This is a genomic window from Flavisolibacter tropicus, from assembly GCF_001644645.1.
Classification (GTDB): Bacteria; Bacteroidota; Bacteroidia; order Chitinophagales; family Chitinophagaceae; genus Flavisolibacter; species Flavisolibacter tropicus.
In genome coordinates this window covers 4667501-4681713 of record NZ_CP011390.1, presented here as the reverse complement: position 1 = coordinate 4681713, position 14213 = coordinate 4667501, and the positions used below count along the sequence as shown (strand labels likewise).

General features: G+C 43.6%; 11 protein-coding genes and 2 rRNA genes (1 of these 13 cut by a window edge). 6 read left to right on the top strand and 7 right to left on the bottom strand.

Annotated features, from left to right (window positions below):
• Window positions 1-22 precede the first annotated feature (22 nt).
• Window positions 23-1138, bottom strand: coding sequence for a PA0069 family radical SAM protein (locus tag SY85_RS20045; protein ID WP_082886625.1), 1116 nt, complete (start codon window positions 1136-1138; stop codon window positions 23-25).
• Window positions 1139-1240: 102 nt separating this feature from the next.
• On the opposite strand from SY85_RS20045, the gene SY85_RS20040 reads away from it, so the two are divergent.
• A complete protein-coding gene (locus tag SY85_RS20040; protein ID WP_066406865.1) occupies window positions 1241-1978 on the top strand; it encodes an SOS response-associated peptidase in 738 nt (245 codons plus the stop codon).
• Here the strand turns inward: SY85_RS20040 and SY85_RS20035 are convergent.
• A complete protein-coding gene (locus SY85_RS20035; RefSeq protein ID WP_066406863.1) occupies window positions 1946-2551 on the bottom strand; it encodes a 2'-5' RNA ligase family protein in 606 nt (201 codons plus the stop codon). The two genes, SY85_RS20040 and SY85_RS20035, sit on opposite strands and share 33 nt — an antisense overlap.
• 74 nt (window positions 2552-2625) lie before the next feature.
• On the opposite strand from SY85_RS20035, the gene SY85_RS20030 reads away from it, so the two are divergent.
• Window positions 2626-3057: a LexA family protein gene (locus SY85_RS20030; protein ID WP_066406862.1), complete on the top strand. Its 432-nt coding sequence runs from the start codon at window positions 2626-2628 to the stop codon at window positions 3055-3057.
• A 35-nt stretch (window positions 3058-3092) separates the two neighbouring features.
• Window positions 3093-4370 carry a Y-family DNA polymerase gene (locus tag SY85_RS20025; protein ID WP_066406860.1) on the top strand — a complete coding sequence of 426 codons (1278 nt, stop codon included), beginning with the start codon at window positions 3093-3095 and terminating at the stop codon, window positions 4368-4370.
• A 171-nt stretch (window positions 4371-4541) separates the two neighbouring features.
• Here SY85_RS20025 and SY85_RS20020 read toward each other — a convergent pair whose 3' ends face one another.
• The 3 genes from SY85_RS20020 to SY85_RS20010 all read right to left on the bottom strand — a co-directional run bounded on the left by SY85_RS20020 (window position 4542) and on the right by SY85_RS20010 (window position 9777).
• Complete coding sequence (locus SY85_RS20020; RefSeq protein ID WP_148661248.1) at window positions 4542-6179, bottom strand: immunoglobulin domain-containing protein; 1638 nt, start codon at window positions 6177-6179, stop codon at window positions 4542-4544.
• A gap of 71 nt (window positions 6180-6250) precedes the next feature.
• Window positions 6251-8881 (bottom strand): beta propeller repeat protein, encoded by a 2631-nt coding sequence (locus SY85_RS20015; RefSeq protein ID WP_148661247.1) that lies wholly within the window; start codon window positions 8879-8881, stop codon window positions 6251-6253.
• A 266-nt stretch (window positions 8882-9147) separates the two neighbouring features.
• A complete protein-coding gene (locus SY85_RS20010; RefSeq protein ID WP_066406855.1) occupies window positions 9148-9777 on the bottom strand; it encodes a 3-hydroxyacyl-CoA dehydrogenase family protein in 630 nt (209 codons plus the stop codon).
• Window positions 9778-9835: 58 nt separating this feature from the next.
• On the opposite strand from SY85_RS20010, the gene SY85_RS20005 reads away from it, so the two are divergent.
• The 3 genes from SY85_RS20005 to SY85_RS19995 all read left to right on the top strand — a co-directional run bounded on the left by SY85_RS20005 (window position 9836) and on the right by SY85_RS19995 (window position 12993).
• A complete protein-coding gene (locus SY85_RS20005) occupies window positions 9836-10216 on the top strand; it encodes a RidA family protein (RefSeq protein WP_066406854.1) in 381 nt (126 codons plus the stop codon).
• Window positions 10217-10285: 69 nt separating this feature from the next.
• Window positions 10286-11878, top strand: coding sequence for an alpha,alpha-trehalase TreF (gene treF, locus SY85_RS20000; protein ID WP_226998913.1), 1593 nt, complete (start codon window positions 10286-10288; stop codon window positions 11876-11878).
• An 11-nt stretch (window positions 11879-11889) separates the two neighbouring features.
• Window positions 11890-12993 (top strand): metallophosphoesterase, encoded by a 1104-nt coding sequence (locus SY85_RS19995; protein WP_066406851.1) that lies wholly within the window; start codon window positions 11890-11892, stop codon window positions 12991-12993.
• A 271-nt stretch (window positions 12994-13264) separates the two neighbouring features.
• Here the strand turns inward: SY85_RS19995 and rrf are convergent.
• Together rrf and SY85_RS19985 are read right to left on the bottom strand one after the other, a co-directional pair.
• Window positions 13265-13376: ribosomal RNA gene (rrf, locus tag SY85_RS19990) — 5S ribosomal RNA — on the bottom strand.
• A 75-nt stretch (window positions 13377-13451) separates the two neighbouring features.
• Window positions 13452-14213: ribosomal RNA gene (locus tag SY85_RS19985) — 23S ribosomal RNA — on the bottom strand (it continues 2120 nt past the right edge of the window).

Below are 14213 nucleotides of genomic sequence, written 5' to 3'. Positions count from 1 at the left end.
AGTAATGATTACATAAAAGGTGTTAAAATAATTTCATTTGTTCACCCGGCCGCTTGAATTGTGAGCAATCCAAACCTAAACGCTCGTGTTGCAAACCATACTTTTTGGTGTAGGTTTTATATTGGTCAGCGATTAGCTTAGCAACGTTTCCTTCACCGCGCATGCGCCGGCCAAACTCACTATCGTTTACTTTGCCTCCATGTGCCTCTTCTATGAGGTGCCATACCTTATCCGCTCGGTCGGGAAAGTTTTTATAGAGCCAATCGTGAAACAAGAACTTGACGGAACCATTCAGGCGAATGAAGGTGTAAGCTGAAAACGTAGCACCTGCTTCGCTGGCCGCTTTGATAATAGCGGGCATTTCATGTTCATTGAGGCCAGGAATCATTGGTCCTAACATAAGCCCTGTTTGCACACCCACTTTGCTTAATTCTTCTATCACCCGCAAGCGTTGTTTATTGGTAGTCGTGCGCGGCTCCATCACGCGGCGCAGGTCTTCATTGAAAGATGTAATAGACATTAGTATAGATACCAATCGACGTGACGCCATGTCCTGCAACAAGTCTTTATCGCGCAGCACACCCGCGTTCTTTGTGATAAGACCAATGGGTTGATTGAACTCGCTACAGACTTCCAGCAGTTGGCGCGTGAGCCGGTATTCCTTTTCGGCAGGTTGATAACAATCGGTGTTGCCGCTCATACTGATAGGAACACATTGCCACTTGGGATGCATGAGAAATTGACGCAACAGCCTGGGTGCATTTTTCTTGATGAGTATCTTACTTTCAAAATCCAAACCGGCGCTATAACCCCAGTATTCAAAGGAGTTGCGCGCATAGCAATAAATACAGCCATGCTCGCATCCCATATAAGGATTCATGCTATAGAACATGCCTACATCCGGACTCTCCACTTTATTCACCAGGCTTTTGGCGTCTACTTCAATGAACTGTGTTTGCACGTTTGGTTCTGTCCATTCATCAATGCCTTCTACATAGTCCTTTACCTGCGTGGTCTTTAAAAATTTATTGGGCGTATTGAACTGGGCACCACGCCCCTTCTTGTAATCATCCTGTTGTTCATTATTAGTAATACTTCCTATATCCTTTTTCGTCTTTAATATCTTATTGGACGACATATATACAATTGGTTTCTGGTTTATTGTTTGCCACAACTACTTTGGCAGCTGAGCAATAGTTGGTTAACTTGTTATTTTGTATTTTTAATTTGTACGAATACTATGTGTTATCATTACTCACTAAGCAAGAAGCAGGAAGAGATCATGCGCATGATACAGGCTGAATGGGAAGCTCCCTTTGAGCCGATCTATCATAGCGTTGGTTTTAACTATCCCACCATGCCCGTTATTACATTTGAATATCCGGGTCGTGTACAGCGTTACCAATGGGGTCTGATGCCGCATTGGGTAAAGTCAGTTTCAGAGGCCGATCAGATTCGCACACAAACTTTAAACGCCAAGGCGGAGACGCTGTTTGAAAAACCTGCCTTTCGCTCTTATGTGAATAACCGTTGCATAGTGCTGGCCGATGGCTTTTTTGAATGGATGGAGTTCAAAAAGAAAAAGTACCCGCACTATGTACAACTAAAAGGTGGCGAGCTCTTTGGCTTTGCCGGATTGTATGCTCACTGGACCGATAAAGAGACTGGCGAACTGATGCGCACTTTCACAGTAATTACTACAGAAGCCAATCCTTTTATGTCACGCATTCACAACATCAAAAAGCGTATGCCGGTGATCCTTAACCGCGACCAATGGTCGAAATGGCTGAACCCTTCTTTAAGCAAAGAACAAATGCAACACATGCTCACGCCCTGTAGCGATGAAGCCATGCAGGCACATACGATATCCAAACTCATTACTACGCGCGGCGTAGATACCAATGTGCCCGAACTCCATCATCAGTTTGATTACCCAGAGCTACATTCAGGCGAACAGTTCTCCCTGTTTGACGCTTAGCGGTAGACTTACAAACTCCATGTGCCGCAACGTTTCGTAGTGTTGGGAGGTCTCGTTTCTTTTTAGCAGTGTCATTCCATTGGCTATAAAGCGGCCTGAGAATTCTGTATGCTCACATTCCATCCACATACTAATGAATTGCATAGGCTTTAAGCGTTGTGCAATAATTAAATGGGGCTCATTAATGAAATGTGGTTCATATTGAGGAATGTTCATCAGCCATTTCATCTTTTTCAAACTCTTGGTTAGCTCGTTAAAGGGCGACTTGGTGAGAACATCTATATAAATAGTATGAGAAGGATAGGCAGAAAAGTTTTCCAATTCCACTTTGAAGGGATTATGTCCTATAGCCACTTGGTGTAATCGTTCCAGCAGACGTGGCTCTATGTTTTCAAATGCATGAAACTTCAAAATGGTTAAAGAAGGCTGCAATTCAAAACTGGTCTTTACACGATAACGTTCATGCAAGGAAGTGCGTACTGCATTTATTTTTCCTTGCAAGGCTTCCGTCAGCGGAATCACAAGCCGGTATTCATTTATCTGGTAGCCCGGCATACTAGAAGCGTTATTCATAAAGGCTGGTTTAGTATTTGATAAAATATTTAGTATAAATTTACCAAGTATTTTAGCATTTCAAATTTTTTGTTATGGATACTAACCCTTACTTTCTCCCCTCTTATAAAGGATCAAAAGATTTCTCCCAAACCGATGTACCTAACGCCAATGCCACGGGTTTTTGCGCAGCATCGGATGATTTTGCAGAACGTGGTATTGATCTGAATGAGCAATTGATACGCAACAAACCAGCTACTTTTTTTATGCGAGTGCATAGCAATGCCATGATTGGTGCTGGCATTCACGATGGCGACGTAGTAATTGTAGACCGCTCTATTAAACCCACCAATGGTAAAGTGGTGATAGCTGCGCTTAATGGAGAAATGCTCATTCGGTATTATGAAATACACAACAAAAAAGAACGCCTCTTGCCGGCTACCCGTAAACTAGCGCCTATAGAAATTGATCCGTTTGCCCAGTTTGAAGTATGGGGTGTGGTAACATATGTAATTCACAGTGTCTGAAGTGCCAGAAGGCTCGTCATAAATTACTGTAACTGATGAAAGCCATAGTGGATTGCAACAGCTTTTACTGCTCGTGCGAGCAGGTGTTCCGGCCTGACCTGAAAGGGAAGCCTATTGTTGTACTCAGTAACAACGATGGCTGTATTATTTCCCGTAACCCTGAGGCTAAGCGTTTGGGTATTGGTCAGGCAGGACCATTCTTTAAAGAGCGGCCAATCATAGAAGAACATAACGTTACGCTGTTTTCCTCTAACTATAACCTATATGGTGATATGAGCCGGCGGGTGATGGAGGTACTTAAACTCTTTGTAGGAGAGGATAACGTAGAAGTGTATTCGGTAGATGAAGCATTTTTAGATGTCGATGAATTTCCGCTTCAACAACTTCATATACTGTCTGAAGAAATACTTCATACCATAAAACAATGGACAGGCATTCAAACATCCATTGGTATAGGTCCTACTAAAACGTTGTCTAAAGTAGCCAACCGGCTGGCCAAGAAACATCATGAGATAGCAAATAAAATTGTGATTCTTGATACGCAGGAAAAAGTAATTGCTGCTCTACAACAAACACCTGTTGGCGATATCTGGGGTATAGGAAGACGCTATGCCGATAAACTACTGACATTAGGCGTAGAAACAGCCTGGGATGTACGCAACCTGTCAGAAGCATGGGCACGGCAACACTTAGGCGGTGTAGTGGGGGTTCGTATGGTAAAGGAACTAAGGGGTGAGCCTGCCCTGTTTATGCAGGAAGCGCTGACCAAGAAAAAAATGATTGCTACCAGCCGCATGTTTGGCGAGGCGGTAACACAGCTAGCAGATATTAAAGAAGCTATTGCTACTTATGCCGGCCGAACCGCTGAAAAGTTGCGCCGCCAAAAAAGTGCGGCTAGTGTGGCGAGTATTTTCCTGGTGCCACAAGAGAAGATAGAAAGTCCGCACTTTCAACATGGACCAACCGTAAGCACATACACGATTTTACCACAGCCCACCTCCCTGACACATGAACTGATCAAAGCGGCAGTGACCATGGCTGTATCTATTTTTCAAGAGGGTAAAAAGTATAAGAAAGCAGGCGTAATTGTCAGTGGCCTGGTGCCCGACAATGCGATCCAAGCCAACCTGTTTGAAGAAGGCAAAAGCATTGGCCGCTTTTTAATGGACATGGTAGACAATATCAACTTCAGCATGCGCGGCGATGTGGTAAAGTTTGCCGCCAGCGGCGTAACGCGCAACTGGAAAATGCGCCAGCAGCAACTCTCTCCTCGTTATACCATGCGCTGGGAGGAATTATGTGAAGTTAAATAACCAATAAAAGAGTGAATGAAATAAAAGGCGAGTTCATGTCTGTTACCTTTTATTTCATTCACTTATTATCTCATCAAGAGACTGTACAATTTACATACATATAACCTCACGCAGTAACTTTTTCAACATATAAGGCATCCCCCAAACCCCTATTCATTGTTAATGAGACTGCTATTGTTTAATAATACTTTTTTGCGTTCGGTAGCCAGTTCTTTCATTGGTGATCACAACTATATAAATGCCTTTGGCCAAATGCATCATTGATAAGTTGTACTTATTGGTAAAAATAGAAGTTGCGGACATCTTTCTACCAGAAATATCTAATAAAGTAGCAGTAAGCTTTGCAGGCGCACCTTGATATTTAATCAGAAGTGTCTCTTTCACTGGGTTCGGCGCTATTATAAGGTATGGCTCCAATTCAGGAGAGTTGACTGCTGTGGATACATAATTAAAAACATCTGACATCTCACTTTCACAACCATCTACATTGACCTTAACACTGTATACACCTGACAATAAAGGCTTGAATGTATTTGCAATAGCTCCGGCAATAGCCGTACCGTTGAAATACCATTGATTGCCTGCGGTCGCTGAAGAAAAAAGTTGATCAGCATTAAATATGATAACAGGCTTTAAGGGAATTGATCGAACCTCCACTCTTTGTATTGCAGCAGCAAGAGATGTACATCCCTCCTGCTTAGCAATAACTGTATAATCTCCTGCAGCTTTTACTGTTAAAATAGGCTCTGTGGCGCCCTCAATACCAACACCATTTTTAAACCACTGATTACCATTGGCAGTAGATGAGTGTAACTCCACCTTATTGCCATCACAAAACACAGTAGGCGTTGTGGCTGTAATTATGGGCGTAGCAGGGACTGCCTTTACTGTAACAGGAGCAATAGAAGATGTAACTGTATTACAAGTAGTGGTAATTACTACATCATAATTTCCAGCATCCATAGTTGACGCCGAAGGAATAGTAAAAGTAGTCCCGATAGCTCCATTAATTATAGCCCCATCCTTACGCCACTGATATGATGGATTACTTCCGTTTGTAGTTGTTACACTAAGTGTTACCTGGTCACCAGCACATACTACCTTTTCAATTGGCTGATCCGTTATTTCAACCGGAGGCTTTATTGTTAAAACAGCATTATTAGAAGTGGCTATTGGTGAACAGGTAGACGTTACCACAACATCATAATTCCCTTGGTGTGCAACTGTAGCCCCTTTGATTGTATATGCAGAAGCAGTTGCTCCTGCAATGGCTATACCTTCTTTCCGCCACTGGTAAGTAAGGCCGCTTGCGGAAACAGCCACACTGAAAGTAACGGCACTGCCCGCACACACCGTTTTCGATGCAGGATGTTCTGTTATAAGTAAGACACCGTTTAAGGAAAGTGTCGCCGTTGAAGATGTTTGTATACCGCATTCCCCTGTTACCATGACATCATAATCGGCGGCATCTGATGCTGAAACGCTGCTAATATTATATGAAGCGGTGGTAGCACCAACGATATTTATTCCATTTTTACGCCATTGGTATTGTAAACCAGTACCTGTAGCACCTACTGTGAATGTAACAGGTGTGCCTGCACATACAGACTGTGAACTAGGCTGCATGGTAATAGCTGTTGCTGATTGAACAGTCAGTACCTTGGGAGTGGAACGAACGGAGCAACCATTCCTGGTTAGATTTACGACGTAGCTTCCTGGTTCTGAGGCTTGATACTCGTGTGCAGTAGCGCCTGTTAGTAGAATGCCGTTCTTATACCACTGGTTGTCTGTTGCGGCTGACGATTGCAACCAAACTGTACCGCCAGCACAAAAAATAGTACTGCCATTCGCCGTAATCGTAGGGACAGTAAGATCGGTTGTTACGGCAACACTACCCGACGCGCCTGTTGTATCCTTACTGCGCTAGCTACTACACGCATTCGAAAAGAAGATCCACAACCAATATTAGCAGGTAGGGAAACTTTAAAGAACCCTTCATTATTAAAGGAGGCTATTGTTCCAATAACCGTAGACTTAGAAAAATCACCCGCTGCATCGCTAATCTCTAGTGCGAATTGATTATCATAATTAAAATAAAGCCGGTTAAACTTAAACTTTACCTGCACTTCTGCACCAGGTGCAAAGGAAGCACCATTGAGCAGCTGCACACTTCCCGACTTATATTCATTAGGTATTACTTTTAAAGGCGTTTTCCAAAGGCCTCGCCCATATGTTGCTACAAGCAACTCATTTTTAGTATAGTTAACCTTTAGTTCATTTAAAAAAGTAACGGGCAGCCCCTGGCTAAACGATTCCCATTGACTCATGGAATTATTCCGATAGAAAACACCAAAGTCAGCAGCCAAGTAGAGATCGTCATCTGTTCCATCTACTACTGCGATAGAGGTATAATTTAAAAGGGGAAGATTAGAGGTAATATTACTCCAAGTGCTACCGCCGTCTGTTGTTTTCCAAACCGCCTTCCCAGCTACAGCCTGCTTTAGTATTACATACATTTTATTAGCATCTCTAGGATGAATAGCTACGTCAACGAGTCCCTGCGCCCCAATCCAACCCCCGATATTATTTACCAACCCTTTCCATGTAAGACCGCCATCGGTACTACGCATCAGATTGATTCCTGAATGCATGGCCACATTGACATTGGTATCGGCTGTTGCGATTTCTACTTTTTCAACTTCTAATCCGAAAAACAAGTTATTGGTAATCTTTTGCCAAGAGTTGCCTTGGTCATAGGTGCGGTATAAATCATTATAACAGGCAATCAAGCTCTTGGAGTTCCGCGGGTTGATGCAAAAGCGCGTATCGAAAATAGTAGCCGGGCGTCCTGGTATTTTGGCGGAAATTGCAGCATCGCCCACAGTCGTTGAGCGACGATTAATAATACCCCCTTGTAATGAAGTATAAAAGGTATTAGGGTCTCCATAATCGATCGCAGACATAAAGCCATCGCCCCCTTCTACATCACTCCACAGGTTACTGGGTTGCAGATTTTTCTTACTGCCATTATCCTGTAAACCCAAAAGAAAATAAGTTGAAAGAACATTTTTATGAGTAGGTGGTGGCGGCGACACATGATACACTTGGCTTATGGCCATGGTATTAGTGATATCCGTCCAATTGTTGCCATCTTCAGTAACATAAATCCCTCCATCGTTCGTCTCATACAGCCGGTTAGGTACTACGGGGCTAAAGCCTAAGAAATGTTTATCGGCATGTACCGTATTCTCTTTTACCGAACAGCACCATCTGTTGGCAAGGCTCCAGTTAGATCCATTATCCAGCGTACGCCAAGTATTGACGCTACCTATATACTTATGAGCAGGATTGTTTGGGTTTACAGTAAAAGCAAAAGCAAAACTCCCCATTCCCCCATTGTCATTTGGCGTAAAAGAATAGCTTAAAAAGTTAGTCGTATTTGTAGCTATAAAATATTGCGTATAGGACTGACCCGCATCTAGTGATCGATAGATTCCCTTTAGCGCCGAGCCATTTACGGTAGCCACTTCCACTAAATCAGGGCTGGCTTTAGCCACTGCCATTTTCGGATTGCTGCCGCCGTTAGCTATGCTTTGGGTTTTCACCCAACTGACACCCGCATCCAGTGACCGGTAAAACTCCAGCGTGCCCGTGCTACCATCTGTTCGACAAGTGTACAATGTATTGGGATTATCGGGCTTCTGAATAATTTTCGTCACCTCTACATTCAGGACAACTGAAAAACTAATCCCTTGGTTGACAGAACGGTAAATGCCTTTATAGGTACTAACTACAATAATGTCGGGATTTGATGGATGAATAAAAATGCTGGTTACAGCGGGTAGCCCTTTAACAGGCTGCCAAGTTTGACCACCATCGGTGCTTTTATACAAATTATCAGGCCCAGAGCCACCAGCTAAAACCAGGCTAGGGTTACTTTTGCTTACAGCAATACTCGACGCAGAAAAGGGGCCGATTGCATCCATAAGCGGAACATATCTTTTCCCTGCATCTACTGTTTTCCAAACACCACCGGCAGCTGTTCCTACATAAAAAACATCCGCATCAGCAGGATGAAATCCTAAGGTAAGAATGCGGCCGATACCGCCACTACCGCCATCTGAAGTAGCTGGACCAACCAGCTGCCAGTCACTTTCTGTTAACATTTTTGCTTTAGAAGAAACACTTCTATACGCACGTGCTACCTGCACTTGCTTATTGATATCTGGTAAGTTACCATTGGCATCTACCCGACTTTTCCAAAACCGTTCCCAGCGGCGAAATTGCTTATACCCTTTTACTTTAGAAGGGTCCACACGCAAACTTTGAGCGGCTTTGTTAAAAGCGTCCTGTACTTTAAACAAATTGGCATCTTTTCTTGATAACATTTCCTGCCAGGTCTGCGCCCGGCTTGCACAACTAAAAAGAATTAAAACGGTCAGTAAGGAGTATTTGTAACAGTGCGTTAATAAATGCCCTGTCTGAAAAGTTTTTAAAACAGACGTTTTCATTAGGATTGGTAATTCCTGCAAATATCTCCGAAGTCACAGACTAGTAAATACGTAGCTGTACCTAATTATACAACTAATAGAGACATATTAAGGGCTAATAGGAGCCAAAGCTTTCGTTCCTTCAACTACTAAACCACGAACAGTTTAATTTTCGAATAGATGGCACAGCAGTCTTAAACATTTTAAAAATGCCTACTGCATGCTTTATTTATAATGCCATACAGCTATAAAAGTTGAACCATAGAGTTAGTCATGGCTCTCCTCAATTACAAACCAGCCTCCTTCCATAACCACTCACTGGGCACATAGCGGCTGTGCTCTTTCTGTAACTTTTGAAGTAACTGGTAAACATTGCGAAGGCCAGCTTTCGCCGCCCACTCCAACGGTCCATAGGGATAGTTAGTACCGAGCTTCATGGCTGTATTGATCTCCTCTTTTGTAGAAACACCTTCTTCTAAAGCAAAGTAAGCCTCATTAATAATGGCACTCACCACGCGTGGTGTAACAAAGCCCGCTTGGTCGGGTACCCAGCAAATAGTTTTACCCAGTTGCTGGAAGATTTGTGCCGCAACCGCCTTGGCAGCTTCATTAGTACCACTAGCCTCTACTATCGGTGTATGTAAAAAGCCCAACCACCCATTGATACGGATAAAGGCAGCGTCTGTTTCAGCAAGCGTGTCCATTACGCTATTAATAATAACCGGAGTACCTAAACTCCTCAGCTGCTGAATTCTTTCTGGCGTGTTTTCAAATAACAGATCCAGGTATGCATCGGCACCTGCCTGATGCATAAGTTGTTGTACATCAGTAGCCCATGTGATCTCCAAAGCTGAATCAGGGGCCTGTGCCAACAATTCTTTTCTTAAATCTGCGTTACTTAATACAACCAGATGCATATTCTATTTTTTGCAAAGAAAAGGGTTACCAATAAATTCGCTGTTTACAATTGTACTTATGACGAAAGAAATCATTAATACTACCAATGCCCCTGCCCCTATCGGTCCTTATAACCAGGCTGTAATAGCAGGCAACCTAGTTTTTATTTCAGGACAGGTCTGTATTGATCCAGCCACCGGCAATTTGAAAAACAAAGACATTCAGGATGAAACGCATCAGGTAATGCAAAACCTGAAAAGCATTCTGACTGAAGCTGGTTTGAGCTTTAACAATGTAGTAAAGACCACCATCTTCATTACGGATATGAACCAGTTTAGCGAGATCAATGAAGTGTATGGAAAATACTTTGAAGGTAATTTCCCTGCCCGCGAAACGGTTCAAGTATCTGCACTACCCAAATTTGTGAACGTCGAAATCAGCATGATCGCTGTAAAATAATAGAACAACACCTTACAGGTAGATGCTTTAATGGCATGTACCTGTTCTACCCTATCTAAATTATTTCCATTGCTAACTGATACACCTATTGAACTGGCAGTCCAAAAGCCATCAGCTACACCAGATCTACTCTATGGCGAGCTCTTTACAGCTATTCAATCTGAAGGTCTGTTTGCTGATAGTAAAACTTTTGTAGACTGTATTCCCTTTAAAGATCCTGCAGCTATTGTAGATGCCTATATAGCTACTAAAGATGATGCAGCATTCAATCTGGCCTTCTTTGTTGCAGCTCATTTTACAGTGCCCCAAGAAGAAGAAATAGTATACCAGTCTAATACTGCTTACGACATCGTTACTCATATCCAAAAGCTATGGAGCGTGTTGGAGCGTAAAGCAGACACACCACAAACGGGAAGTTCCTTATTGCCTTTACCCTTTCCGTATATAGTACCTGGGGGTCGTTTCCGTGAAGTGTATTATTGGGACTCCTACTTTACCATGTTAGGTTTAAAGGCTAGCGGCCAATACGAGATGATTGAAAGTATGGTAAAAAACTTTGCGCACTTAATTACTACCTATGGCCACATTCCCAATGGAAATCGCACCTATTATACCAGCCGCTCCCAGCCTCCCTTCTTTGGATTGATGTTAGAGCTGTTGAACGAACAAGGTAAAGACCTTACTCCTTATTATCAGGCTCTGGAAAAAGAATATCTATACTGGATGGAGGATGCTTTTCTTTTAAAACCAGGTGTAGCCACCAAGCGCGTGGTGCGGATGGAAGACGGCACCTTGCTGAATCGCTATTGGGATACAGGAACAACTCCGCGGCAAGAAAGCTATCGTGAAGATGTGGTAACGGCTGAAGCTATTGTAGAAAATTTTCTGACAGCTCATACCTTTTCATCAATAACTGAGCAAGAGCATGCCACTATCCAACGATGCCAGAAAGCCTATGCTGATCTGCGGGCCGCTGCCGCCAGCGGTTGGGATTTTAGTAGTCGCTGGTTTAAAGATGGTTGTAACCTGACTTCTATTGAAACAACAGACATTATTCCTATCGACTTAAACTGTTTACTGCTGTATTATGAAAACATGATTGGTAAATATACCAGTAATGACATATTACGCCAGGCTGTTACAGAAAATGCCAGCAAGCGATTGGCTGCTTTAGAAAAATATTTCTGGCACCCCGATCTTAACTTCTTCACCGATTATCATTTCACAGATAAACAACCAACCGATCGCTTATCACTAGCAGGTCTGTTTCCATTGTTCTTTTCTTACGCCAAAAAAGAACAAGCACAAAGTGTGGCACAAAAAATAGAAGCTTCTTTCTTGCAAAAAGGCGGATTACTAACCACATTAGCCACTACTGTTCAGCAGTGGGACGCCCCCAATGGATGGGCACCTCTGCAATGGATAGCCCATCATTCATTAAAGAAGTATGGCTTTGACAACCTGGCTAAGACAGCCGCCACAAGCTGGATTGATCTGAATACGGCTGTCTATAAAAGAACTGGCCGACTATTTGAAAAGTACAACGTTGTTGACACCACACTGGAAGCAGGTGGAGGTGAATATCCTAACCAGGATGGCTTTGGCTGGACCAATGGCGTGCTGCTTGCATTACTACAACAGTACGGATCAATAGTGGAATAACGGATAAGCCCATGCGCAAACTATTAACGCGGTTATTAAAGCGTCCCGTTTTATGGCTGAGCAACCGGTTCTCCTCCCGGCCGGACCGGGGACGTGTGTTTGCGGCTTTATCTGACTTGCTATCGCGCATCTTAAATGGCGAAAAGAAGAAGGGACTAATTGTACCATTTAATATTAATACCGGCAAGTTTATCATCTTCTCTGATCAACACAAAGGCAACCGAAATGGGGCTGACGACTTTGCCCTTTGTGAGCCAGATTATTTAATGGCTTTAGATTATTACAACCAAAACGGGTATCATTATATTGCTTTGGGCGATTGTGAGGAGTTATGGGAGAACTCATTAGCATCAATTAAAAAGCAACACCGGCTCACATTTGAAAAAGAAAAGCAGTTCATTTCTCGTAATGCCTTTATTAAGATCTTTGGCAATCACGACTTAAACTGGGCCAATGACCCCTTAGCTCCTTTTCAACTAAAAGAAATCTATGGGATAGATGTACCTATTTATGAAGGGGTGGTATTAGAAACTACTGTTGGCAATAAACGCATGCGTATTTTTTGTACTCACGGTCACCAGGGCGACAAGGTGAGTGATGGTAACTGGTTTAGTAAATTCTTTATTGCTAAAATATGGGCGCCCCTACAGGCCTTTTTACGCATCAATCCCAACACACCAGCGTATGATGCCACACTGAAAACAGCGCATAATACCATGATGTATGAATGGTCTGCACAACAAGGTGATTTACTACTGATCACTGGTCACACACACCAACCGGTTTTTGAATCGCTTACACATATAGAGCGCCTATACCGCCAACTGCTCTTTGCCCGCAAGCAAGAGGATAAAAGCATGGCTACTACATTGGAAAAAGAGATTGCCGATCGCAAGTTTTCTTATAATTCGATTTCAGATGATTACCTGAAGATGCAACCTTGTTATTTCAACAGCGGTTGCTGCTGTTTTGATGATGGCGGTATTACTGGACTTGAGATTTCAGAAGGTGTGCTACGGTTAATTGAATGGAAGATGAAAGATGAAAAGATGGAGCGTATTATATTGGAAGAATCACCGCTAGCTGAGTTGCAACAGGCATTGTCGCCTAAGTAAGTGTTTGGAAATATTTTCCTTTAACCTTCGATAAAACAAATCGTTAGACCTACCGAGATCAGGCATACTGATGAAGGAAATTACTTGCCATACCACGCCCTCCAGGCTGTTTACCAATTCGTGAATGAAAACCATGCCGGCAAGGTAGGGGATTTTGGGGGAAGTAACGTCTCCGGCGCGCTGCGGGGGGAAAAGCCCCTTTGGCAGTCGGGGGGAAGGGGGGGTAAACGAAAAAAGCCTCCGTGCGGAGGCACGAAGGCTTTTAAAAGAAATATGGCAGCTACCTACTCTCCCGCATTGTGGTGCAGTACCATCGGCCATGAGGGGCTTAACTTCTCTGTTCGGTATGGGAAGAGGTGAACACCCTCGGCAAAACCACCATAAAAAGGTCAGTCTGTTTCGAGACAATAAGGTAACATATTGGAAAAAAAGTTGGTAGCCGGAGTACTATAAAATAAAAATTAAAGCGTACGAGCAATTAGTACTACTCGGCTTTGCTGTCGCCAGCTTTACACCTGTAGCCTATCAACGTCATCGTCTTTGACGGCTCTTAAAAGTAAACTCATCTTGAGGAAGGTTTCACGCTTAGATGCTTTCAGCGTTTATCCTGTCCGTACATAGCTACTCAGCACTGCACCTGGCGGCACAACTGATACACCAGCGGTACGTACGACCCGGTCCTCTCGTACTAAGGTCATGTCCTCTCAATTTACTTGCGCCCACCACAGATAGGGACCGAACTGTCTTGCGACGTTCTGAACCCAGTTCACGTGCCACTTTAATCGGCGAACAGCCGAACCCTTGGGACCTTCTCCAGCCCCAGGATGTGACGAACCGACATCGAGGTGCCAAACCTCCCCGTCGATATGAGCTCTTGGGGGAGATCAGCCTGTTATCCCCGGAGTACCTTTTATCCTTTGAGCGATGGCCCTTCCATACAGAACCACCGGATCACTTCAGCCGGCTTTCGCCCCTGCTCGACTTGTCTGTCTCACAGTCAAGCTCCCTTATACTGATGCGCTCTACGTACGATTACCAACCGTACTGAGGGAACCTTTGCAAGCCTCCGTTACTTTTTAGGAGGCGACCACCCCAGTCAAACTACCCACCATGCACTGTTTCCCTTGTGGGGATTAGACTCTAAACAAACGAAGGTTGGTATTTCAACGACCGCTCCACATGGCCTGGCGACCACGCTTCATAGCGTCCCAACTATCCTA